The sequence below is a fragment of the Kitasatospora sp. NPDC127067 genome, from assembly GCF_042724755.1.
Taxonomy (GTDB): domain Bacteria; phylum Actinomycetota; class Actinomycetes; order Streptomycetales; family Streptomycetaceae; genus Kitasatospora; species Kitasatospora lactacystinica.
This window is the reverse complement of sequence record NZ_JBHXEM010000010.1, coordinates 1-22196: the sequence shown is the minus strand read 5'-3', so window position 1 is coordinate 22196 and position 22196 is coordinate 1. Positions and strand designations below refer to the sequence as shown.

General features: G+C 74.6%; 21 protein-coding genes. 11 read left to right on the top strand and 10 right to left on the bottom strand.

What is annotated here, in order from left to right; all coding sequences use genetic code 11:
- Nucleotides 1–15: 15 nt before the first annotated feature.
- Nucleotides 16–1164, bottom strand: a complete 1149-nt coding sequence (gene dapC, locus ACFWJ4_RS06405) for a succinyldiaminopimelate transaminase (RefSeq protein WP_380539904.1) — start codon at nucleotides 1162–1164, stop codon at nucleotides 16–18.
- A 20-nt stretch (nucleotides 1165–1184) separates the two neighbouring features.
- Nucleotides 1185–1511: a ferredoxin gene (fdxA, locus tag ACFWJ4_RS06400; RefSeq protein WP_030061559.1), complete on the bottom strand. Its 327-nt coding sequence runs from the start codon at nucleotides 1509–1511 to the stop codon at nucleotides 1185–1187.
- A 199-nt stretch (nucleotides 1512–1710) separates the two neighbouring features.
- Here fdxA and ACFWJ4_RS06395 point away from each other — a divergent pair, with 199 nt between their 5' ends.
- Nucleotides 1711–2655: a GNAT family N-acetyltransferase gene (locus ACFWJ4_RS06395; protein ID WP_380539901.1), complete on the top strand. Its 945-nt coding sequence runs from the start codon at nucleotides 1711–1713 to the stop codon at nucleotides 2653–2655.
- Between the two features lie 49 nt (nucleotides 2656–2704).
- Nucleotides 2705–3613: a transglutaminase family protein gene (locus ACFWJ4_RS06390; RefSeq protein ID WP_380539898.1), complete on the top strand. Its 909-nt coding sequence runs from the start codon at nucleotides 2705–2707 to the stop codon at nucleotides 3611–3613.
- A 9-nt stretch (nucleotides 3614–3622) separates the two neighbouring features.
- Here the strand turns inward: ACFWJ4_RS06390 and ACFWJ4_RS06385 are convergent, their stop codons facing one another.
- Nucleotides 3623–4252: a response regulator gene (locus ACFWJ4_RS06385; protein ID WP_380350122.1), complete on the bottom strand. Its 630-nt coding sequence runs from the start codon at nucleotides 4250–4252 to the stop codon at nucleotides 3623–3625.
- A gap of 77 nt (nucleotides 4253–4329) precedes the next feature.
- Between ACFWJ4_RS06385 and ACFWJ4_RS06380 the strand changes: the two genes are divergently transcribed.
- Nucleotides 4330–5271 (top strand): MerR family transcriptional regulator, encoded by a 942-nt coding sequence (locus tag ACFWJ4_RS06380; protein ID WP_380539895.1) that lies wholly within the window; start codon nucleotides 4330–4332, stop codon nucleotides 5269–5271.
- On the top strand, nucleotides 5268–5759 hold the full coding sequence (locus ACFWJ4_RS06375) for a GNAT family N-acetyltransferase (protein WP_380539892.1): 492 nt from the start codon (nucleotides 5268–5270) through the stop codon (nucleotides 5757–5759). The genes ACFWJ4_RS06380 and ACFWJ4_RS06375 overlap by 4 nt, the downstream gene beginning before the upstream one ends.
- Nucleotides 5760–5886: 127 nt before the next feature.
- Here the strand turns inward: ACFWJ4_RS06375 and ACFWJ4_RS06370 are convergent, their stop codons facing one another.
- Both ACFWJ4_RS06370 and murJ read right to left on the bottom strand, forming a co-directional pair.
- Nucleotides 5887–6207, bottom strand: a complete 321-nt coding sequence (locus ACFWJ4_RS06370) for a hypothetical protein (protein WP_359903620.1) — start codon at nucleotides 6205–6207, stop codon at nucleotides 5887–5889.
- On the bottom strand, nucleotides 6204–7778 hold the full coding sequence (gene murJ, locus ACFWJ4_RS06365) for a murein biosynthesis integral membrane protein MurJ (protein ID WP_380539889.1): 1575 nt from the start codon (nucleotides 7776–7778) through the stop codon (nucleotides 6204–6206). Before murJ ends, ACFWJ4_RS06370 begins: the two co-directional genes overlap by 4 nt.
- Nucleotides 7779–7924: 146 nt before the next feature.
- Between murJ and ACFWJ4_RS06360 the strand changes: the two genes are divergently transcribed.
- Both ACFWJ4_RS06360 and ACFWJ4_RS06355 read left to right on the top strand, forming a co-directional pair.
- Nucleotides 7925–8599: a response regulator transcription factor gene (locus tag ACFWJ4_RS06360; protein ID WP_380539886.1), complete on the top strand. Its 675-nt coding sequence runs from the start codon at nucleotides 7925–7927 to the stop codon at nucleotides 8597–8599.
- Entirely contained in the window at nucleotides 8593–10041 is a 1449-nt protein-coding gene (locus ACFWJ4_RS06355; RefSeq protein WP_380539883.1) for a sensor histidine kinase, read from the top strand. Before ACFWJ4_RS06360 ends, ACFWJ4_RS06355 begins: the two co-directional genes overlap by 7 nt.
- On the opposite strand, the gene ACFWJ4_RS06350 is transcribed toward ACFWJ4_RS06355, so the two are convergent.
- The 4 genes from ACFWJ4_RS06350 to ACFWJ4_RS06335 form a co-directional block, all read right to left on the bottom strand.
- Entirely contained in the window at nucleotides 10038–11279 is a 1242-nt protein-coding gene (locus ACFWJ4_RS06350) for a sensor histidine kinase (RefSeq protein WP_380539880.1), read from the bottom strand. The two genes, ACFWJ4_RS06355 and ACFWJ4_RS06350, sit on opposite strands and share 4 nt — an antisense overlap.
- Before the next feature lie 8 nt (nucleotides 11280–11287).
- The gene (locus ACFWJ4_RS06345; protein ID WP_380539877.1) at nucleotides 11288–12010 is read right to left on the bottom strand and encodes an ABC transporter permease; all 723 of its coding nucleotides are present in this window, start codon (nucleotides 12008–12010) and stop codon (nucleotides 11288–11290) included.
- Nucleotides 12007–12981 carry an ABC transporter ATP-binding protein gene (locus ACFWJ4_RS06340; protein WP_380539874.1) on the bottom strand — a complete coding sequence of 325 codons (975 nt, stop codon included), beginning with the start codon at nucleotides 12979–12981 and terminating at the stop codon, nucleotides 12007–12009. Before ACFWJ4_RS06340 ends, ACFWJ4_RS06345 begins: the two co-directional genes overlap by 4 nt.
- A 195-nt stretch (nucleotides 12982–13176) precedes the next feature.
- Entirely contained in the window at nucleotides 13177–15330 is a 2154-nt protein-coding gene (locus ACFWJ4_RS06335) for a prolyl oligopeptidase family serine peptidase (RefSeq protein ID WP_380539871.1), read from the bottom strand.
- 313 nt (nucleotides 15331–15643) lie between these two features.
- On the opposite strand from ACFWJ4_RS06335, the gene ACFWJ4_RS06330 reads away from it, so the two are divergent.
- The 5 genes from ACFWJ4_RS06330 (at nucleotide 15644) to ACFWJ4_RS06310 (ending at nucleotide 21874) form a co-directional block, all read left to right on the top strand.
- Nucleotides 15644–15838, top strand: a complete 195-nt coding sequence (locus ACFWJ4_RS06330) for a DUF2304 family protein (RefSeq protein ID WP_049658010.1) — start codon at nucleotides 15644–15646, stop codon at nucleotides 15836–15838.
- Nucleotides 15839–15943: 105 nt separating this feature from the next.
- Entirely contained in the window at nucleotides 15944–16852 is a 909-nt protein-coding gene (gene mshB / locus ACFWJ4_RS06325) for an N-acetyl-1-D-myo-inositol-2-amino-2-deoxy-alpha-D-glucopyranoside deacetylase (RefSeq protein ID WP_380539868.1), read from the top strand.
- On the top strand, nucleotides 16849–17307 hold the full coding sequence (locus tag ACFWJ4_RS06320) for a DUF6113 family protein (protein WP_380539865.1): 459 nt from the start codon (nucleotides 16849–16851) through the stop codon (nucleotides 17305–17307). The genes mshB and ACFWJ4_RS06320 overlap by 4 nt, the downstream gene beginning before the upstream one ends.
- A 244-nt stretch (nucleotides 17308–17551) precedes the next feature.
- Complete coding sequence (locus ACFWJ4_RS06315) at nucleotides 17552–20011, top strand: hypothetical protein (RefSeq protein WP_380539862.1); 2460 nt, start codon at nucleotides 17552–17554, stop codon at nucleotides 20009–20011.
- A 150-nt stretch (nucleotides 20012–20161) separates the two neighbouring features.
- Entirely contained in the window at nucleotides 20162–21874 is a 1713-nt protein-coding gene (locus tag ACFWJ4_RS06310) for an ABC transporter family substrate-binding protein (RefSeq protein WP_380539859.1), read from the top strand.
- A gap of 24 nt (nucleotides 21875–21898) precedes the next feature.
- Here the strand turns inward: ACFWJ4_RS06310 and ACFWJ4_RS06305 are convergent.
- Nucleotides 21899–22196, bottom strand: a 298-nt coding sequence (locus ACFWJ4_RS06305) for an oligopeptide/dipeptide ABC transporter ATP-binding protein (RefSeq protein ID WP_380539856.1), incomplete at its 5' end; no start/stop codon positions are given.

Genomic DNA, 22196 nt, shown 5'->3' with positions numbered 1-22196 from the left:
GTCGTCCGGGTGCGGTCAGCGCCCCGCGCCCAGCCGCTCCACGGCCGCGGCGACCCGCTCGTCGGTCGCCGTGAACGCGACCCGCACGAAGCGGTCGCCGGCCGGCCCGTAGAAGTCGCCGGGCGCCACCAGGATGCCCAGCCCGGCCAGTTCGGCCACCGTCTCCCAGCACGGGCGGTCCTGGGTCGCCCACAGGTAGAGGCTCGCCTCGGAGTGCTCGATCCGGAAGCCGTACGCCTCCAGCGCCGCCCGCAGGGCCGAGCGCCGGGCCGCGTACCGCTCGCGCTGCTCGGCCACGTGCGCGTCGTCCGCGAGCGCGGCGACCGTCGCCGCCTGGACCGGCGCCGGCACGATCATGCCGCCGTGCTTGCGCACCTCCAGCAGCTCCTTGACCACCACCGGGTCGCCCGCCACGAAGGAGGCGCGGTAGCCGGCCAGGTTGGAGCGCTTGGAGAGCGAGTGCACGGCCAGCAGGCCCTCGTGGCCGTCGCCGCACACGTCCGGGTGCAGGACCGAGACCGGGTCGGCCTCCCAGCCCAGCTCCAGGTAGCACTCGTCGCTGACCAGCAGTGCCCCGTGCTCCCGGGCCCACTCGACGGCGCGGCGCAGCTCGTCCGCGCCCAGCACCCGGCCGGTCGGGTTGGACGGCGAGTTCACCCAGAGCAGGCGCACCCGGGAGCCGTCCAGCTCGTCCACCGAGTCGTACTCGACCGGCTCGGCGCCGCACAGCCGGGCGCCCACCTCGTAGGTCGGGTAGGCCAGGCGCGGGTAGGCGACCTGGTCGCCGGGGCCGAGGCCGAGCTGGGTCGGCAGCCAGGCCACCAGCTCCTTGGAGCCGACGGTCGGCAGCACGGCCTGCGGGCCGATCCGCGCGCCGAGCCGGCGGTGCAGCCAGCCGGCGATCGCCTCGCGCAGCTCCAGCGGGCCCCAGACGGTCGGGTAGCCGGGGGTGTCGGTGTGCGCGGCCAGCGCCTTCTGGACGACCTCGGGGACCGGGTCCACCGGGGTGCCGACGGAGAAGTCGCAGAGCCCGCCCGGGTGGGCCAGGGCGGTCGCCTTGTACGGTTCCAGCTTGTCCCAGGGAAAGACCGGGAGCTTGTCCGAAACGCGACGCGCCGCCCCCGGGTGGCCCGGGAACGGCGCGCGCGTGCTGTTGGTGCTCACAGCTGTTCTGCCACCGATCGTCAGTGGTCGGCGTTCTGCGGCGGCAGAGCGGCGATGAACGGGTGGTCACGCTCGATCAGGCCGAGCTTCGAGGCGCCACCGGGCGAACCCAGGTCGTCGAAGAACTCGACGTTCGCCTTGTAGTAGTCCTTCCACTCCTCCGGAGTGTCGTCCTCGTAGAAGATCGCCTCGACCGGGCAGACCGGCTCGCACGCGCCACAGTCGACACACTCATCCGGGTGGATGTAGAGCGATCGCTCGCCCTCGTAGATGCAGTCAACCGGGCACTCTTCGATGCACGCCTTGTCCTTCACGTCGACACAAGGCTGCGCGATGACGTAGGTCACGCTGTCGTTCCTCCTCGGAAGGGCCTGGTGGCCCGTTCTGTTCTGCTGCCGTGCGCGGTGAGCGCGGCGTCGTCGATGCCCGCCCCTAGTATCGCGGGTCGGAGACCGCAAATGCACAGGAGGTGGCCAGATGGCGACGGTCAACCCGGTCGGCGACCGTCCGGAGGTCCGGATAGATCGCTCTGACGTGGGACGACGCGTGTCGGTCCGACGCCTCGCGGAGTTCGTGGACGACCGGCCGGTGTTCCGGGATTCGATCGGCGTGCTCACATCGTGGGACGATCATGGGCTGACGATCGCCCCGCGTTCCGGCGATCCGGTGCACTTGCCGGAGAAGCTGCTGGTCGCAGGCAAGGTCGTGCCGCCGTTTCCGGTTCGGCGGGCCCCGTTGCCGGTCACCGCACCGGTCGAACTGCAGCGGATCGCGGGCCGCGGCTGGCCGGCCGTCGAGCAGGAGCCGCTCGGCGAGTGGACGCTGCGCGCCGCCGCCGGGTTCACCCGGCGGGCCAACTCCGTCCAGGCGCTCGGGGACCCAGGGCTGCCGCTGCCTCAGGCGCTGGCGGCCGTCCGCGCCTGGTACGCGGCGCGCGGGCTGCCCGCGTACGTCGAGGTGATCTCCCCCGGCTCGCCGCCCGCGCTGGTCGCCGAACTCGACCGGCTCGGCGCCGGCTACGCGCCCACCCTGGTCCGCACCGCCCCGCTGGCCGTGCTCGCCCGGGTCGGCACCGGGCACGAGCGGGTCCGGCTGGCGCGGACCGCGGACGACCGGTGGCTGTCGGTGTACCGGCGGGTGAGCGGCGACCCGGCCGTCGAGGAGGCCGCCCGGCAGGTGCTGCACGGCGGGCCCTCCGTCTGGTTCGCCACCGTGCCGGGCGCCCCCGGGCAACCCCCACTGGCGATCGGACGCTGCGTCGTCGAAGGGGACTGGGCCTGCTTCGGCGCGATCGAGGTCCAGCCGTACGCCCGGCGGGCCGGGCTGGCGACGGCGGTCATGGCGGTGCTCGCCTCGCGCGCGGCCGAGGAGGGGGCGAGCGGCGGGTACCTCCAGGTCGAGGCGGAGAACGCGGGGGCGATCGCGCTCTATGACGGACTCGGCTTCACGACCAGTCACACTTACCACTACGCCCTTCTTCCCCAGGGGTAGCCGCCAGGCCGTTCCGTCCGACCGATCACCCGACCGTCCGTCCGCCGCCTTGTCCGTCCGCCGTACGAAAGCCGTCGCCGTCACCGTGACCGAGCAGAGCAGAGACCGCTTCCGGACCGCCGCCCGCGCCGAGCAGCCCGACCCGGTGCTGCTGTGCCTGCTCGCCGCCGCCGAGCACGGCATGGTGCCCGACCCCGGCGACCCCGGCGAGCCGCCCGGCGTGGACGCACTGCTCGCCGCCTGCGAGGCCGCGCTGGAGCGGCACGCGGCAGCCGTCCGGCAGGCCGTCGCCGAGCGGGCGCCCACCGGGCCGGAGGAGACGGCCGCCCTGCTCGCCGCGGTGCTCGGCGGACGGGAGCGCTTCCACGGACGGCAGTCGGACTACCGGCGCCTGGAGTCCTCGCTGCTGCCCGAGGTGCTGCGGCGGCGGCGCGGACTGCCGATCACTCTCTCCCTGGTGTGGACGGCGGTCGGGCGGCGCGCCGGGCTGACCGTCCACGGCATCGCCCTGCCCGGCCACTTCATCGTCGCGGTGGGCGGCCCGGCGGGCGGCGAGGACTACGTCCTGGCCGACCCGTTCCACGGCGGGCGGCTGCTCGACCCGGAGGACGTCGAACGGCTGGTCGCCGCCGCCGGGCAGGAGTTCACCCCCGCCCTGCTCACCCCGGCCCAGCCGCTGGAGATCGTGCTGCGGGTGCTCGGCAACATCCGGGTCTGGGCCGCCGACCGCCCCGAGCACGCCCGCACCCAGCTGTGGGCCACCGAACTCTCCCTGCTGCTGCCCCGGCACCCGGCCCAGCTGCGCCTGGAACGGGCCGAACTCCTCGTCCGCACCGGGGACTTCCTCGGCGGATCGGCGGAGATGGACGCCTACGCGCAGATCCTGGACACCTTCGACCCGGACACCGCCGCCAAGGTCCGCCAGGAGGCCCGGGCGGCCCGGCACCGGCTCAACTGACCCGCCCGCCTACAGCCAGCCCTTCTCGCGGGCGATCCGCACCGCCTCGGTACGGTTGCGGGCCCCGGTCTTCTGGATCGCCATCGACAGGTAGTTGCGCACCGTCCCCTCGGACAGGTGCAGCCGCCGGGCGATGTCCGCGTTCACCGCGCCGTCGGCGGCCGCGCCCAGCACGTCCCGCTCGCGCGGGGTCAGCGGGTCGGCGCCCTCCGCCAGCGCGGCGGCGGCCAGCACCGGGTCGATCACCCGCTCGCCGCGCAGCACCCGGCGGATCGCCTCCGCCAGCTCGGCGGCCGGCGCGTCCTTCACCAGGAAGGCGTCCGCGCCCGACTCCATCGCCCGGCGCAGGTAGCCGGGCCGGCCGAAGGTCGTCGCGATGACCACCTTCGTCCCGGGCGCCCGGCCGCGCAGCTCGGCGGCCGCCTCGATGCCCGTCATCCCCGGCATCTCGATGTCCAGCACGGCGACCTGCACGTCGTTCGCGAGCACCGCCGCCACCACCTCGTCCCCGCGACCGACCTGCGCGACGACGTCGATGTCCCCCTCCAGCCCGAGCAGCGCGGCCAGCGCCTCCCGGACCATCCCCTGGTCCTCGGCGAGCAGCACGCGGATCGAGGCCCCGTTGTCAGTGTCGTTCATGGCCACGACCTTAGGGCGTGCCCGGCGACGGCGACGGGCTTGTGTCTCCGGTAAGGGGAGGGTCCAGAGTGGGGTCCATGGACGGCAGCGACACGCTCTACTCGATCGGCGAGCTCGCCCGGCGCACCGGACTCACCGTCAAGGCCATCCGGTTCTACGCCGACACCGGTCTGGTGCCGCCCACCGACCGCACCGCGGCCGGCTACCGGCGGTACGACGTCCACGCGCTCGCCCGGCTGGACCTCGTCCGCACCCTGCGCGAACTCGGGCTCGACCTGCCCGCGATCCGCCGGGTGCTGGAGCGGCAGGCCCCGCTGCGGGAGGTCGCCGCCGCGCACGCCGAGGCGCTGGAGGTGCAGATCCGCACCCTCCGGCTGCGCCGGGCGGTGCTGCTCGCCGTCGCCCAACGCGGTTCCACACCCGAGGAGATGAGACTCATGCACAAGCTCGCCGCACTCTCCGACGCCGAACGCCGGCGCCTGATCCACGACTTCGTCGACGAGGTCTTCGGCGGTCTGGACGCCAACCCGGAGTTCGTCGCCATGATGCGCTCGGCCATGCCCGAACTGCCCGACGAGCCAAGGGCGGAGCAGGTCGAGGCCTGGGTGGAACTGGGCGAACTCGTCCAGGACCCGGACTTCCGCGCGGCGGTGCGCCGGATGGCCGAGCACCAGGCCGCCGAGCGCGCCGACGGGGACCGCACCGGCCTGCACGCCGAGCTCACCGGGACGGTGACCTCCCTGGTCCGGACCGCACTGGCGGCCGGCGTCGCCCCAGCCTCCCCCGAAGCCGACCCCGTCGTCGCCGCCCTCGCCGCCGCCTACGCCGAGGCCTTCGACCGCCCGGACGACGCCGCGCTGCGGCGGTGGCTGCTCGACCGCCTCGCCACGGCCGACGACCCCAGGGCCGAGCGCTACTGGCAGCTGATGGCGACCGTCAACGGCTGGCCGGTGCCGGAGAACCTGCGGGACGTATTCGAGTGGTTCACCGGGGCCCTCCGGGCCAGACTGTCGGAATGATCACTCTGGAACCGCTGCGCCCCGACCACGCCGAGGACCTGCTCGACTTCGAACGCGCCAACCGCGCCCACTTCGCCCGCAGCGTCCCGGACCGCGGTGACGACTACTTCACCGGGTTCGCGGACCGCCACGCCGCCCTCCTCGCCGAACAGGCCGCGGGCACCTGCCGGTTCCACGTCGTCCGCGACGCGGCCGGCGAGCTGGTCGGCCGCGTCAACCTCGTCGACCTCGCCGACGGCGGCGCCGAGATCGGCTACCGGGTGGCCGAGTCCGCCGCCGGCCGCGGCGTCGCCACCGCCGCCGTCGCCGAGGCGTGCCGGCTCGCCGCCACCGGGTACGGACTGCGCTTCCTCACCGCCGTCACCACCCGCGACAACCCCGCCTCGCAGGCCGTCCTCGCCCGGAACGGCTTCGCGTTCCGGCACGAGTTCCTCCTCGGCGACCGCCCCGCCCTCGCCTACCGTCGCGACCTGGCCGACCTCGGCTGAGGCACGCCGACGGGCGGACCCGGCAGTCCGGCGGGCAGGGCGACCGGCCGAAGGGCCCGGCCCGCGCCGGGGACGGTGTGCGGGTCGAAGCCGAGCACGAGAACGGTGGGCATGTCCGGAAGGACGCTCACCCCGGCTGCCCGGGTTCCCCGCGCAGGAAGCGGGCCGCGTCGGCGAGGGTGAGCTTGGGATCGCTCCAGGAGCAGACCTCCAGCCAGGAGAGCCGGCCGTCCTCGGCGAAGAGCAGGATCTCGCCGTCGGAGCCGATCGCCGCCTCGGCCACCACGTCGGAGCGGGCGCCGTCCGCGACGCCGGCGAAGAGGGCCGTGCTGCAGCCGCACCGGCAGCGGGACTCCACGCGCAGGTGCGGGACCTGGGCGCGCAGGGGGTGGCCCTCCGGGAGGAGGACGTCGAGGACGCGGGCGACATCGGTGGGCAGGAGAGTCATGGGCGTCTGCGCAATCGTGTGGTGAGGGCCGACAGTTCGTCGACCCGCAGGAGGTGGGCGAGCAGGAGGTAGCCGACGGCGAGGGTGGCGGCGGCCGGCGCCAGGCCGTACCGCGCGGTCCACCAGGCCGCGGTGGCGGCCGGGAGGGCGGCGAGCAGCAGCCTGGCGTGGTCGCCCAGGACCCGCACCGGGCCGAGGCGTCGTCGCAGCAGCAGGGAGGCGCCCAGGACGGTCAGCAGGAACGAGCCCCCGTAGCAGCCGGCCATCCCGGTGACGGCCCAGCGCAGCGGCAGCAGCCGGTGGCAGAGCACCGCCCCCAGGGCCGTGGCGGCGACCGGCAGCAGGTTGAGCAGGAAGGGCGTGCGGCTGTCGCCCAGCGCGTAGAAGGCGCGGGTCAGCGCGTACGAGGCCGAGTAGAGGACCAGGCCGGGCGCGAAGGCGGTCAGCATCCCGGCGATGGCCCGGACGTCGGCGGGGTCGGTGCTCCCGTGCCCGAAGGCGAGCGCGCACAGCTGCGGCGCGAGGACCGCGAACCCGCAGGCCGCGGGGACGGTGACCACCGCGATGGTGCGCACGGTCCGGGCGAGCAGCGCCCGCACGGCCCGCGGGGAGTCTGCGGACGCGCTGAGCGCGGGCACCGCCGCCGTCACCAACGACACCGTGACGACCCCGTGCGGCACGATCCACAGCAGGTACGCGCTGCTGTAGGCGGTGTACCCGACGCCCGGCAGCCCGGCCGCGGCGGCCTGCGCGCCGACCGAGGTCGACAGCCTGGTGACCACCCAGTAGCCCGCCTGGTCGGCGAGCACCAGCAGCAGCGTCCACCCGGCGGCGCGCAGCGGCTCGCCGAGCCCCGCCCGCCGCCAGTCCCAGCGCGGCCGCAGCCGTACCCCGGCCGCCCGCAGGCAGGGCAGCAGCACCAGGCCCTGGGCCACCACGCCGGCCGTCGTCCCGGCCCCGAGCACGGTCAGGTCCCGCTCGTCGAAGGAGCGGTGGCCGACGAAGGCGCCGAACACCCCGATCACCACCAGGTTGTTGAGCACCGGCGCCCACGCCATCGGCGCGAACCGCTGCCGGGCGTTGAGGAGTTGGCCGAGCACCGTGAACAGCCCGTAGAAGAACACCTGCGGCAGGCACAGGTACGCCAGCAGCACCGTCCGGTCCAACTGGGCACCGTCGTACGAGGTGTAGGCCCGCACCACGTACGGCGCGCCGGGCACCACGACCGCCGTCAGCACCAGCAGGGCGACCACCAGCACCGTCACCAGCCGGTCGACGTGCGCCGCCCCGCCGTCCGCCGACTCCTTGGCGGCGCGCACCAGATGGGGCACCAGCGCGGTGTTCAGCGCACCGCCGATCAGCAGCACGAACAGGATGTTGGGCACCGTGTTGGCCACGTTGTACCCGTCCGCGAGCAGCCCCGAGCCGAGGACCGCCACCAGCAGCGCCGAGCGGACGAAGCCGGTGGCCCGGGAGACCACCGTCCCGGCCGCCATCACCAGGCCGGGCGGGAGCGCACGGCGCGGCCTGCGGTGCCGGACGGGCACCGCGGGGCCTTCCGGAACACTCATCCGCCGGTCCCTCCCGCTCCGAGCAGCGCCGACCCGGACGGATCGGCGAAAACGGCGAGAGCATGCTCCGGTCCCCCTGAAGCGAGGCTGAGAAAGCTGAAGGCGGCTTAAGGAACGGATCCGGCGCCGATGGCATCCTGATCCGCATGGAGATTCTGGTGGTGGAGGACGACGCCCAGGTCGCGGCAGCCGTACGGCGCGGTCTGGAGGCGGAGGGCTACACCGTCGACCTCGCCCCGGACGGTCTCACCGGCCTGCGGCTGGCCCAGCGGCACGCCTACCGGGCGATCGTGCTCGACATCATGCTGCCCGGCCTGAACGGCTACAAGGTGTGCGAGGCGCTGCGCGTCGACGGCGTCACCACCCCGATCCTGATGCTGACCGCGAAGGACGGCGAGTACGACGAGGCCGAGGGCCTGGACACCGGCGCCGACGACTACCTCACCAAGCCGTTCTCCTACCTGGTCTTCCTGGCCCGGCTGCGCGCCCTGCTCCGCCGCAGCCAGACCCCGGGCCCGCTGCTGCGGGTCGGCGACCTCTGGCTGGACCCTGCGGGCCGCCGCTGCGGCCGGGGCGGCGCCGAGATCACCCTCACCGAGCGGGAGTTCGCCGTCCTGCGCTGCCTGGCCGAGCACCCCGGCGAGGTGCTCTCCAAGCGCCGGATCGTCGACGAGGTGTGGGACATCGCCTTCGACGGCGAGGAGTCCATCGTCGAGGTGTACGTCAGCATGCTGCGCCGCAAGGTGGACACCCCGTTCGGCGTCCGCTCGATCACCACGGTGCGCGGCGCCGGCTACCGGCTGGAGACCGCACCGTGCTGAGCCGTCTCTCCACCCGTCTGCGCACCTCGCTGGCGGCCGGACTGACCGCGCTGCTGCTGCTCGGCGGCGGCGCCTGGTGGCTGCGCGGCCACCTGTACGACGCCCAGTTGGAGGCCGCCCAGGCGGAGGCCAAGTCGCAGTCCCACGATCTCAGCAACGGCTACAAGCTCGGCCAGCAGCTGGTGGACAACTGGAGGCTGCCGTACGTGGTGCTGGGCGGCGACGGCCAGGTGCTGTTCATGGGCGGCACGCTGACCACCCAGCACCTGGCCGGGCCCCCGCCCGCCTCAGTGCCGCACCTGGCCCGGGACGACTGGCAGTCCGTCCAGCGGGTCACCATCGGCCCCGCGGGCACGGCCGCGGCCAACCGCTACTCGGGACGCACCTTCACCGCGATGGGCAGCTGGAGCCCCCTGCTGCGCAAGGACGGCGACCAGACGAAGCCGATGGCCGGCCCGTTCACGGTGTACGTGCTGGTCACCCCGTTCGCCGCCGAGGCCTCGCTGCACACCATCGACCCGGTGCTGCAGCTGGGCGTGCCGGCCGCCGCGCTGCTGGTCGCGCTGGTGGCCTGGGCGGCGACCAGCCGGGCGCTGCGCCCGGTGGAGGCGATCCGCGCCGGGCTGGCCGAGATCGGCGAGCACCGGCTGGACCGCCGCGTCCCGGTGCCGCGCGCCGGCGACGAGCTCACCCGGATGGCCCGGACCACCAACGCCACCCTGGACCGGCTGGAGCGCTCCGCCGTGCAGCAGCAGCGCTTCGTCGCGGACGCCTCGCACGAGCTGCGCAGCCCGATCGCCGCGCTGCGCACCAATCTGGAGGTGTCGCTGGCGCACCCCGAGCGCACCGACTGGCCGGCCACCACCCGGGAGGCGCTCACCTCGGTCGAGCGGCTCCAGCAGCTCACCGAGGACCTGCTGTTCCTGGCCCGGGACTCGCACCCGGCGTCGGCCGGCCGGCTCACCGACGTCGACCTGTCCGCCGTGCTGCGCGAACTCGCCGACCAGTACCGCCCGGTCGTCGGCGCCCGGCTCGCCCTGCTGGTGGACGCGCCCGAAGCGGTGCTGGTGCGCGGCAGCCGCATCCGGCTGCACCGGCTGGTGCGCAACCTGCTGGACAACGCCCAGCGGCACGCGGCCGCCGAGGTGGTGCTGTCCGTGCGGCACACCGTGCACGGCTGTGTCCTGGAGGTCCGGGACGACGGCCCGGGCGTGCCGCCGGAGGACCGCGAGCGGATCTTCGAGCCGTTCACCCGGCTCGACGAGGCCCGCAGCCGGGACGCCGGCGGCAGCGGTCTGGGCCTGGCCATCTCGGCGGACATCGCGACCCGGCACGGCGGCACCCTGCGGGTCGCCCACGCCCCGCACGGCGCCCGCTTCGTGCTGGAACTGCCGTCGGCCGGACGGGACTCCTGGTCCGGGGCGCGGTCGGGACGCGTCTAGGGCGTGGCCGCGGACACCGTCCGCAGCGGCACCGAGGCCCTCAGCCGAAAGCCCCTCCCCCGCTCCCCCGGCCCGGTCTCCAGCCGCCCGCCGACCAGGGCCAGCCGCTCCTCCAGCCCGGACAGGCCGTTGCCCGGCTGGGACTTGCCCGGCCCGCGCCCGTTGTCGGTGATCTCCAGGACGGCGTAGCGCTCGCCGCTCGCCTCCCAGCTCTCGTCCGCCGTCACCGTGCAGACGGTGGCGCCCTCGCCGTGCCGGACCACGTTGGTGACGGCCTCGCGCAGCGCCCAGGCCAGCGCCCCGGTCTCCTCGTCGGCCAGCGCCGGCCAGGCGTCCACCAGCTCCGGCGCGGCCTCCAGCCGGACCTGCGCGGCGGCCAGCGCGGTACGGGCGGCGGCCAGTTCGACCGGCAGGGTCGGGCGCCGGAAGCCGGTCACCGCCTCCCGGACGTCGATCAGCGACTGCCGGGCGACCTGCTCGATGTCGGCGACCTGCGCCCGCGCCGCCTCGTCCTTGCCGGCGTCCATGAACCGCCCGGCCAGCTCGCTCTTCAGGGTGATCAGCGACAGCGAGTGCCCGAGCAGGTCGTGCAGGTCGCGGGCCAGCCGCAGCCGCTCCTCGGAGGCCGCCAGGTGGGCGACCGCGGCCCGGGCCTCGCGCAGCTCCTTCATGGTGGCGACCAGCCGCTGCAGACCGGTCATCGCGATGCCGGAGAGGAAGGCGCTGAGCGCGAAGGTGGAGACGTTGTCGACGCCGGCCCCGATGCCCGTCCCGACGGCGGCGGTGAGCACGGCCATGGCGACCAGGGCGCGCAACGCGTAGTGGGTCGGCACGATGATCGCGACGCACACCGAGGCGTAGATGAACAGCGTCAGGAACGCGGCTCCGAGGCCGACCGGGGCGGCGACGGCGAGCCCGACCATCGTCGTGACGATCACCAGGCAGGCCCGCGGCCGCATCCCGGCCTGCGAGCGGAAGACCACCAGCAGCACGTAGGCGACCACGAACCCGGCCAGGCAGCACCACCCGAGCACCGTCCCGGCCGTGGTGTGGCCGCCGTTCAGCAGGTCGCCCGCCGGGTAGGCCAGGTAGAGCATCCACAGCATCATCCAGGCGACCTTGACCAGCAGCTGGCGCCTGCTCTCCACCGGGGAACCGGGCACGTTCATGAAGGACGCGCGCGCCACGCCCACCTCCGGCGGTTCGTCGGGGCGGTGGGCCTGGCGCGCGTCACTCATGTCGATCATCATGCCTGGCGGCTGTCGCGGCGGTACAGGGCCGCCGCGGCGGCGCCGAACACCACGAGGAAGGCGGCCAGCCCGGCGACCGCGCCGGTGTCCAGGGAGTGCCCGGGCCGGGTGAAGTCGGCCAGCCGGTTGTACAGGTACACCGGGTTGAAGCGGGCGAACCTCTCCAGCGAGCCGCTCACCGGGAACCAGGTGCCGCCGAGCAGGGCCATCGCCATGTAGGTGATCATCACGATCGGCTGCACCGCGTCCGGCGCCGCCGCGTACCCGAGCGCCACCCCGAGCGCGGCGAAGACGAAGCTGCCCAGCCAGAGCGCGGCCGCCAGCCCGAGCCACTGCGGCACGCTCAGCGAGACGCCCTGGCTCGCGCCGACCGCGAAGACCACCAGGATCGCCGGCAGCGTGGTGACGGCGGTCGCCGCGATCTTGCCGACGGTGTACGCCCGGCCGGGCAGCGCGGTCAGCCTCAGCTGGCGCACCCAGCCGCTCTTGCGCTCCAGCGAGATCCGCTGTGCGCTGCCGGTCAGCACCGCGCCGACCGCGCCGAAGGTGGCCATCGAGACCATGAAGTAGGTCTTCACCGACAGGCCCCCGGCGAGCTGGGTGGAGCCGTAGGCGTTGATGAAGAAGAAGTACATCAGCGCCGGGTAGGCGACGGTGAAGAGCAGGTAGCGCCGGTTGCGGAGGGTCCGCAGGATCTCCAGCCGGATCAGGGTGGTCATCGCACGGTCTCCTTCTCGGTGCTCTCCCGGCCGGCGCCCCCGGCGCCGTCCTCGCGGTCCAGCTCGCCGGTGATGGTCAGGAAGGCCTGCTCCAGGCCCACGCCGGCGACCTCCAGCCCGCGCGGGTACAGCCCCGCCCGGTAGATCCCGGCCACGGTGGCGTCGGCGTCCGCGGTCCGGATCCGTACCGTCCGCACCCCCGGGACCCTCGCGGTGACGTCCAGCGACCGCACGCCCGACAGGGTGCGCAGCACGGACTCCTCGAACCCGCCGTCCGCGTCGTGGAGTTCGAAGGCGACCCGGCGGGCGCCGGCCCGCGCCTTGATCTCCGCCGAGCTGCCGTCGGCGATCAGCCGGCCCCGGTGCAGCACCAGGACGCGGTCGGCGATCGAGTCGGCCTCCTCCAGGTAGTGGGTGGCGAACAGCACCGTGCGCCCGGCGTCGGCCTGCGCGCGCATGCTCGCCCAGAACGACTGCCGCACGCTGACGTCCATGCCGGTGGTCGGCTCGTCCAGCACGATCAGGTCGTTGTCGCCGGCGATGGCCAGGGCGAAGCGGACCCGCTGCTCCTGGCCGCCGGACAGCTTGTCGACCCGCCGCTCCGCCAGCTCGGTGATCCCGGCGTCGGTCAGCACCTCCGCGACCGACCGACCGCGCGGGTGCACGTCGCAGGCGAGCCGCACCAGCTCGCGCACCTTGACGTCGGTCATCAGCCCGCCGCTCTGCAGCATCGCGCCGACCCGGCCGGCCTCGATCGCCGCCCGCGGGGTGCCGCCGAACAGGGTCACGCTGCCCCGGTCGGGCTCGCGCAGGCCGAGCAGCAGGTCCAGGCTGGTGGACTTCCCGGCGCCGTTCGGCCCGAGCAGGGCGACGGTCTCTCCCGGCCTCAGCACGAGGTCCAGTCCGTCCACGGCGCGCACCCGCCCGTAGCTCTTGCCCACGCCGCGGACGGCGGCCACCTCGGTACCCATCGCCCGGCTCCTCTTCCCTGATGGTGTCACGCTCGTGGCGTCACGGTCGGTGCTGTTCGCACCACCTCAGAGTCCCGCGCGGGCGGGTGGCGGCGGCAGTGTCCGCCGTCGTGCCTTCGGCATGACGGATGTCATGCCGGCGGCCGGTACCCCCGCCAGGGGCACCGGCCGCCGAAAGCGCTGGTCGGACGGGTGTCACACCCCCAGCGAGCGCTTCACGAAGTCGACCTGGAGCAGCAGCAGGTTCTCCGCGACCTCCTCCTGCGGGGTCATGTGGGTGACTCCGGACAGCGGCAGCACGGTGTGCGGGCGCCCGGCGGCGAGCAGCGCCGAGGACAGCCGCAGGGTGTGCGCGGCCACCACGTTGTCGTCCGCCAGCCCGTGGATGATCATCAGCGGGCGCTCCAGGCCGGCCGCGTACCCGCTCAGCGAGTTGGCGGCGTACACCTCGGGCCGCTCGGCCGGGTCGCCCAGGTAGCGCTCGGTGTAGTGGGTGTCGTACAGCTCCCAGTCGGTCACCGGCGCCCCGGCCACCGCCGCGTGGAAGACGTCCGGGCGGCGCAGCACGGCGAGCGCGGAGAGGTAGCCGCCGTACGACCAGCCGCGGACGGCGACCCGGTCGAGGTCCAGCGGGAACTCCCCGGCGAGCGCCCGCAGCGCCTCCACCTGGTCGTCCAGGGTGGCCCCGGCGAAGTCGAAGGCGATCGACTTCTCCCAGGCCGGCCCGCGCCCGGGCGTGCCGCGCCCGTCGGCGACGACCACCGCGAAGCCCTGGTCGGCGAACCACTGCGAGTTGAGGTGCGGGTTGTGCGCCTGGACGACGCGCTGGCCGTGCGGGCCGCCGTACGGGTCCATCAGGACGGGCAGCAGGCCGTCCCGCTCCCGGTCGTAGCCGGTGGGCAGGAAGACGGCGGCCGGGATGCGGCGCTCGCCGGCGAAGCGGAAGACCGGGCGGGCGGTGATGACCGGGGCCTCGGCGTACGAGGCGATGGTGGCGACGTCGTCGACCGCCAGGCCCTCGGGCAGGTCCCGGGCGACCTGGACCAGGGTGCCGGGCAGGTCCGGCTCGGCGGTGGCCCGGACGGTGATCCCGCCGCCGTGCACCGCGCTGGTGACGGAGGTGAACGGCCGCCCGTTGGCGGACTCCCAGCCCAGTCGCGTGCCGTCGTGGCTGATCCGGCCGACGCCGATCCAGCCCGGCTCGGGGTCGGTCTCCTCGGCGCCGCCGGCGGCGCCGAAGAACACCTCCCGCTCGGTGACCGCGACGACCGAGCGGACGTGCAGGTCGGCCCCGGTCACGGTGCGGTCGCCGATCACCAGCGCCCGCACGCCTCCCTCGTCGGAGATCCGGACCAGCTTGCCGTCCGGGGTCCAGGCCGGCGCGCCCGGGAACAGCTCCAGCCAGGCGCCGTCCTTCTCCTCGTGCAGCACCTCGGTGGCGCCGGTGGCGGCGTCCAGGCCGAGGATCCGCTGGCCGCGCTGGTCGCGGGTCTGGACCAGGAGCAGCGGAACGCCGCCCTTCGACCAGTGCACCCGGCCCAGGTACGGGTAGGCCTCGCGGTCCCAGACCACCTCGGTGCGCCCGCCGTGCAGGTCGAGCAGCCAGAGCCCGACCTCGGCGTTGGCGCCGCCGGCCGCCGGGTAGGCGACCTCGGCGGGTTCACGGTCCGGGTTCGCCGGGTCGGCGATCCACCAGCGGCGCACCGGGCTGTCGTCGGCGCGCTCGACCAGCAGCCGGTCGCCCGCCGGGGACCACCAGAAGCCGCGGTCGCGGTCCATCTCCTCCTGCGCGATGAACTCGGCCTGGCCCCAGGTGACGTTCGGGCCGTCCGGCTCGGCGAGCACCCGGTCGCCGCCGCCGTCGGTGCGGGTCAGCCGCAGCTCGCCGGCGGTGTTGGCGTACGCGACGTAGGCGCCGTCCGGGGAGAGGCGCGGGTCCAGCAGCGGCCCCTCGGCGGGCAGTTCGGCGGTGGCGCCGGTGGCCAGGTCGGCGGTGAACAGGCGGCCGGAGAGGGCGAAGGCGGCCAGCTGCCCGGCCGCGTCCAGGGCGTAGCCGACGATGCCGGCCGAGCCCTCGCGGCTGCGCTCGCGGCGGGCCCTCTCGGCCGGCGAGAGGTCCTCCTCGCCGCCGCCGAGCAGCGCGGCCGGGTCGGCGGCGACCCGCTCCTCGCCGGTGGCGGTGTCGAGGGTCCAGAGCAGGTTGGCCCGGTCGCGGCCGGATCGCGAGCGGAGGAAGACGACCCGCGAGCCGTCCGGCGCGACGGAGAAGGAGCGGGGCGCGCCGACGGTGTAGCGCAGGGTCCGCGCGTACTGCCTCGGGAAGGTGTCGGCAGAGGTGTGGGAGGTCATGGCACCAGACCTTATGACGACGGACCACCACCCCCGGGCGTGCGTTGATCACTCGTTCGGAGCATCGTCGACAAGTACGCCCCAAAGAGGTCCAAACCGCCTCCGACCGGCCCACGCGCCCCTCGGATGCCACGATGCCCCGGCGCGCGCGGACTCACCGAGGGTAATGACACCCTCACCCATCGGGTATGACTTGTCGCGCGAGTGAACGCCCGGCCCCGTCCCGGACCGCGGTCACCCGCAGCCCCCAGTCCCGCACCGTCCCTCGTCGCTCTCCCCCGGGCGGCGTGCCCGAGAAGGGGTGTGAGCCGACATGGCCATGAACATCTCCGCCGCTGTGCTGATGCTGGTCATCGTGGTGATCCTGATCCGCCGGTCCGGCCTGAAGCTGGCGCACGCGATCGTCTGCGCGCTGCTGGGCTTCTACCTGGCCTCCAGCTCGATCGCCCCGTCGATCAGCCAGGTCACCAGCAACCTCGCCGGAATGATCAACGGCCTGAGGCTCTGACCCCGCCGCCGCGGGCCGCGAGGGCCTGTCGTCGCACGCGCGCCTGCCCCGCCCGCCCTCCGGGCGGACGACGGGAGCGTGACGACAGGCCCTAGGCTTCCTCCCATGACCGCGACTACCGGCCGCCGCCTCCTCCTGGTGCACGCGCACCCCGACGACGAGTCGATCGGCAACGGCGCCACCATGGCCCGGTACGCCGCCGAGGGCGCCCGGGTCACGCTGGTGACCTGCACCCTCGGCGAGGGCGGCGAGGTGATCCCCGCGCGGTTGGCCCACCTGACGGCCGATCGGGACGACACCCTCGGCGCGCACCGGATCGGCGAGCTCACCGAGGCGATGCGCGCCCTCGGCGTGACCGACTTCCGCTTCCTCGGCGGCCCTGGGCGCTACCGCGACTCCGGGATGATGGGCGTTCCCGAGAACGACGTGCCCGGCTGCTTCTGGCGGGCGGACGTCGAGGAGGCGGCCGGCCACCTGGTCGCGGTGATCCGCGAGGCGCGCCCGCAGGTGCTGGTCACGTACGACCCGGACGGCGGCTACGGGCACCCGGACCACATCCAGGCGCACCGGGTCGCGATGCGCGCCCACGAGCTGGCCGCCGACCCGGCGCACCGGCCGGAGCTGGGCCCGGCCTGGCGGATCGCCAAGGTGTACTGGAACCGGATGCCCCGCTCGGTGATCGAGGCCGGGCTCGCCGAGGCCGCCGCCAAGGCGTCCTTCCCGGGCGTGGCGCGGCCCTCCGACGTCCCCGGCGTGGTCGACGACGAGGTGGTCACCACCGTCCTGGACGGCGCGGCGTACGCGGGGCGCAAGGCCGCCGCGCTGACCGCCCACGCCACCCAGATCACCGTGGACGGCGCCTTCTTCGCGCTCTCCAACGACCTGGCCCAGCCGCTGTTCACCACCGAGTACTACCAGTTGGTGCACGGCCAGGCCGGGCCGGGCGGGCCGGAGGACGACCTGTTCGCCGGCCTTCCGCTCGACGCCGCCCACGCCGAGGAGGGCACCCGATGAGCAAGTCCGACGCCACGCGACCGCGCCGCACGCTCGCCGCCGCCGTCCTCGGCACCCGCGAGGAGCGGCTGGCGGAGCCCCAGCCCCCGCGCGCCGCCCGGATCGGGGCCTACGTCCTGTTCTTCCTGCTGGGTGCCGCGGTGTCGGTCTGCGGATCCTTTGTGCAGGCCCTGTGGCCGCCGGTGGGAGTCCTGCTGGCGCTCGCCGCGACCGGCGCCACCTTCTACGGCGGCCTGCGGGTCACCGGCACCCGGCTCGGCGCGGGCGCGCCCGCGGCCGGCTGGTTCCTGGCGATGCTGCTGCTGATCGTGCCCCGGCCCGAGGGCGACAACGTGCTGTGGTCCAACGCCACCTCGCTGGCCTGGCTGTTCGCCGGGTCGGTGCTGGGCGTGATCTGCGCCACCCTGCCCACCCGCACCAGCTGGTTCCCCGGGGTGCCCGGCCCCCCGCGCTGACCCGGGTCGTGCACGGCGTACCGTACCGCGTACGACGAGCAGTCAGGAGCGTACGGCCTTACTCTCATACCGGAGGAACCGGACGTATCAGGATCTGTCCGAAGCCGTTCGCCGCTCAGTTCTTCCCAGTATGGTGGTCCCGCAGAACGCCGTACCCGACCGCCGCCCGCCCCAGCCAAGGCCCGGCGACCACGAACCGCGGTCGCGCCGCACGGCCCGCCCGCGAACCCGGAGCAGAGCAGCATTGAGCAGCCGCGAATCTGACAACGCCCACCCGACGCCCCGGCGCACGGGCCCGGACGCCTACCCGTCGGGCACACCGCCCTACGGCACGCCGGGGCTCCCCGGCGGCGACCGGGCCGACGCCGGACCGGGCGCCGCGTCGGGCGGCGAGGACGACGGTCCGAAGACCGAGACCACCCTGACCACCCGGGTCCGGATCAACATCCCCGGCTCGCGTCCGATCCCGCCGGTCGTCGTCCGCAGCACCGTCAAGAACGAGGACGGCCCGGGCGATGACGCCCCGGCCGCCGCCGCCGAACCGGGCGGCCCGCGGCACCGCTCCGCGCCGACCTCGCCCGTCCTCGGTGTGATGGACGACGGCGGCCGCCAGGCCGCCCCGCCGAACCTGCCGCCGGAGTGGCAGATCCCGCCGATCCCGCCGGCGACCTCGGAGTCGGAGTCCACCGGCGCCTGGTTCCGCCCGCGCCAGAAGAAGGCCGCGACCGCCGAGTCCGCGCCGGCCACGGCTCCGGCGACCGTTCCGGCCGGTGCCGTGGGCACGACGGAGGCCCCGGTCGCCCCCGGCGGCGCCGAGCCGCGCCCGCAGGGTGCCCGTCCGGCCGCGGGCCGGCCCGCCCGTGCCGACGGCGCGCGCAACGGCGCCCCGAACGGCCGACCGGTGCCCGCCCAGGGCAAGCAGCCGAACCCGGCAGCCGCGCCCGTCGCGCCGTTCCACGCCGAGGCCCCGGTGGAGGAGCCCGGCGTGTACGAGGCCGCCGACCCGTTCGCGCCGGTCACCGACCCGTTCGGCACCTCCGTTCCCGACGCCGGCGCGCAGGGCCTGCCCCGACGCGACGGCGGGCAGCGGAACCGCGGACAGCAGAGCGGGCAGCAGACCGGCCAGCAGAACGGCCAGCCGCAGAACCGTCAGCAGCGCAAGAACCGGCCGGGCGGGCAGCCGCAGCCCGGCCCGCAGAACGGCTTCCAGCCGAACGGCCACCAGGCGCCCGCGCCGCACCCGCAGTCCGGGCCGGTCACCGAGCCGAACCCGGAGGACACCTCCGTCGACGGCTTCGCGCCGATCCGCGACAACACCCCGCCGCCCGCCGCGATACCCGGCCTGCCCCGGAACGGCGCCCCGCACGGCGCCGACGGCCGTCCGCAGCCGGGCCTGTTCGCCTCGGCCCCGACCGGCACCGACCCGTTCGCCGCCCAGCGCCCGGCCGCCCCCGGCCACGGCCAGGAGGCCCCCGCCGCTCCGGCGGGCCCCGGCGCCCTCTTCGCGGGCGCGCCCGGCACCGCCGCGCAGCCCGGCGACCCGGAGGCCACCGCGGTCACCCCGCTGCCGGCCCCGGCCCCCGGCCCCCGGCCCGAGGGCTCCGAGGAGACCAGGAACGCCAAGGGTGGCAAGGGCGGCAAGGGCTCCAAGGCCACCCCGGCCCCCGCTCCGGCCCCCGCTCCGGCCCCCGCTCCGGCCCCCGCCAAGGCGAAGGCCGAGCCCGCCGCCCCGGCCAAGGCCAAGCGCGGCGGGGCCGGCAAGAAGCTGGTCAAGCTGGGCGTCTACGGCATCGTCGCGGTGCTGTTCCTCGGCGCCGCCGCCTACGGCACCGGCCTGATGCTCAACCAGTCCGACGTCCCCAAGGGCACCGTGGTGCTCGGCGCCGAGATCGGCGGCAGCAGCCGCGACCAGGCGATCCACCAGCTGGACGAGTCGGTCGGCAAGGCCGGCCAGCAGCCGCTCAAGCTGAAGATCGGCGACCAGGCCGTGGACCTCGACCCGGCGGTCGCCGGCCTGAGCTTCGACACCACCGCCACCGTGGACGGCCTGGCCCAGCACAGCTACAACCCGCTGGACGTCTTCAAGTCGCTCAAGGGCGGCACCAAGACCGTCGCCCCCGAGGTCAAGGTCGACAAGGCCAAGCTCAAGGCCGCTCTCGACACCCTCGCGGCCGGCTCCGGCCAGGGCCTCCAGGAGGGCTACGTCAAGTTCGGCGACGTCAACGGCGAGCCGATCGTCGTCCCCGGCCGGGCCGGCCAGGCGGTGGACTCGGCGAGCGCCCTGGACGTGATCGCGCAGGCCTACCGCGACCGCGCCGACGGCAAGCCCGAGCAGCCGATCGCCCTGGCCGTCACGGCCGCCCAGCCGAAGATCTCCACCCAGGCCCTCCAGGGCGCCGCCGACACCCTCGGCAAGCAGATCGCCGCGGGCAAGGTGCACGTCGTGGCCGGCGCCAAGTCCTGGGACTTCGGCCCGAAGACCGCCGCCAAGGCGCTCACCCTCGTTCCGGACGCCTCCGGCAAGATCGTGCCCAAGTGGGACCTCGACGCGCTCGCCGCCCAGCTGGGCACCGCGTTCGACAAGGTGAAGGTCAAGAAGAACGGCCAGGTCGCCGCGATCACCCCGCAGGACGTCGCGGACGGCATCACCTCGGTGCTCGACAAGACCGGCGACAAGGACCGCACCTTCAAGTTCGTGGTCTGACGCGGTCGGGGGCCGGCGCGTCCGCGTCCGCCGTACCCGCACCGCACGAGGGGCGGGCCCGCATCCGGGCCCGCCCCTCGACAACACCCGTCCCGGTCAGCAAGATGTGACGCCACACCATCCGCCACATCCACCCCGGGGAGCACGCCGATGCGCCGCCGCCTCCAGCACCACGGGACGGCCCTGCTCGCCGGTCTCACCGCCCTCACCCTCTCGCTGGCCCTCTGCTCCTGCACCTCCGGTCAGGACGCCGCCGAGGCCCCGGTGGCCGCCCTCGCGTCGCCCAAGCTCACCTCGGTCGACATCAACCCGCACGACCGGGCCCAGCTGCGCCAGGGCGGCACCCTGAACCTGGCGATCGCCCAGTTCTCCCGCCAGTGGTCGCCGATCCACACCGACGGCAGCGAGTCCTCGACCGTCATGGTCAGCAAGCCGCTGCTGCCGACCTTCTTCCGCTCGGACGCGGCCGGCACCCAGACCCCCAACCCTGCCTACCTGCAGGAGGCGCACGCCGAGCTCAGGGACGGCCGGCAGGTGGTCACCTGGACGCTCAACCCGAAGGCCCACTGGTCCGACGGCACCCCGATCACCTGGCGCGACATCGAGGCCAACTGGCGTGCCCTGAACGGGAAGGACCCGGCCTACAAGTCCTCCAGCAGCACCGGCTTCGAGCTGGTCTCCGCGGTGGAGCGCGGCAAGGACGACTTCCAGGCGGTGATGACCTTCGACCACCCGTTCTCCGAGTGGCAGTCGATGTTCAACAGCGCCGGCAACGCCCCGCTGCTGCCCGCCGGCCGGATCTCCACGCCGGAGCTGTTCAACTCCTCCTACCTGGACGCGTTCCCGGTCACCGCCGGCCCGTTCAAGGTCGAGCAGCTGGACCGCGCCGCCCAGACCGTCACCCTGGTCGCCGACCCCTCCTGGTGGGGCGACAAGCCGGTGCTGGACCGGATCGTCTTCCACGCGATGCTGCCCGACGCGATGCCCGCCGCCTTCGCCAAGGGACAGCTCGACCTCGTCAACATCGGCCCGGACGTGGCCGGCTACCAGGTGGTCAGGAACACCAGGGGCGCCGCGGTGCGCCGGGCCGGCGGACCGGACTTCCGCCAGCTCACCCTGAACGCCCGCACCCCCGCGCTCGGCGACGCGACCGTGCGCCAGGCCGTCTTCCAGGCGATCAACCGGGACGTGGTGATCCGCTCGGACCTCAGCGGCCTGGACTGGCCCGCCGTCCCGCTCAACAACCACCTGCTGGTCACCAACCAGAACGGCTACCGCGACAACTCCCTGGGCCTGGCCCGCTACGACCCCGCCGAGGCGGCCCGCAAGCTGGACGCGGCCGGCTGGAAGCTGGACGGCGACGTGCGGCGGAAGGACGGCCGCGAGCTGAACCTGCGGATGGTCGTCCCGGCCGGCGTCAACCCGGCCCAGGCCGAGGCCGCCAACGCCACCAGAATGCTCAAGGACGTCGGCATCAAGGTCACCACCGTGACCGCCCCCGCCAACGAGTTCTTCGACAAGTACGTCAACCGCAACGACTTCGACATCGCCGCCTACTCGCTGATCGGCACCCCCTTCCCGGCCAGCGGCAACCGTGCCAACTTCGTCCAGAGCGGCGGCACCAACCACGTCGGGGCGGGCAGCCCGGCGGTGGACGCCGCGCTCGACCGGGCGGCGGCCGCGGGCGACGCCGCCACCGCCACCGAGGCGATCAACCAGGCCGACGGGGAGCTCTGGAAGGTGGCCGGCGTCCTGCCGCTCTACCAGCGCCCGCAGCTGTACGGGGCCCGCGCCGACCTCGCCAACATCGGCGCGCAGGGCCTGTCCGACATCGTCTGGGAGAACGTCGGCTTCGCGAAGTAGCCGCCGGCCGGGCCGGGCGCGGCCTCAGCCGTGCAGCGTCTCGCGCCAGTAGTGGCAGGCGCTGCGGCGGCCCGCCAGCTCCGTCCCGTGCTCGCCGGTCACCGGTGTCAGCGCGGGGAGCTCGGTCCGGCAGCGGTCCTGGGCGCGCGGGCAGCGGGGGTTGAAGGCGCAGCCCTCGGGGATGCGCAGGAGGTTGGGCGGCAGGCCCTTGATGGCGTGCAGGTTCCGGCCCTTCTGGTCCAGCCGGGGGATGGAGTCCAGCAGTCCCCGGGTGTACGGGTGCGCGGGCCGGGCGTACAGCTCGTGCACCGGGGCGGTCTCG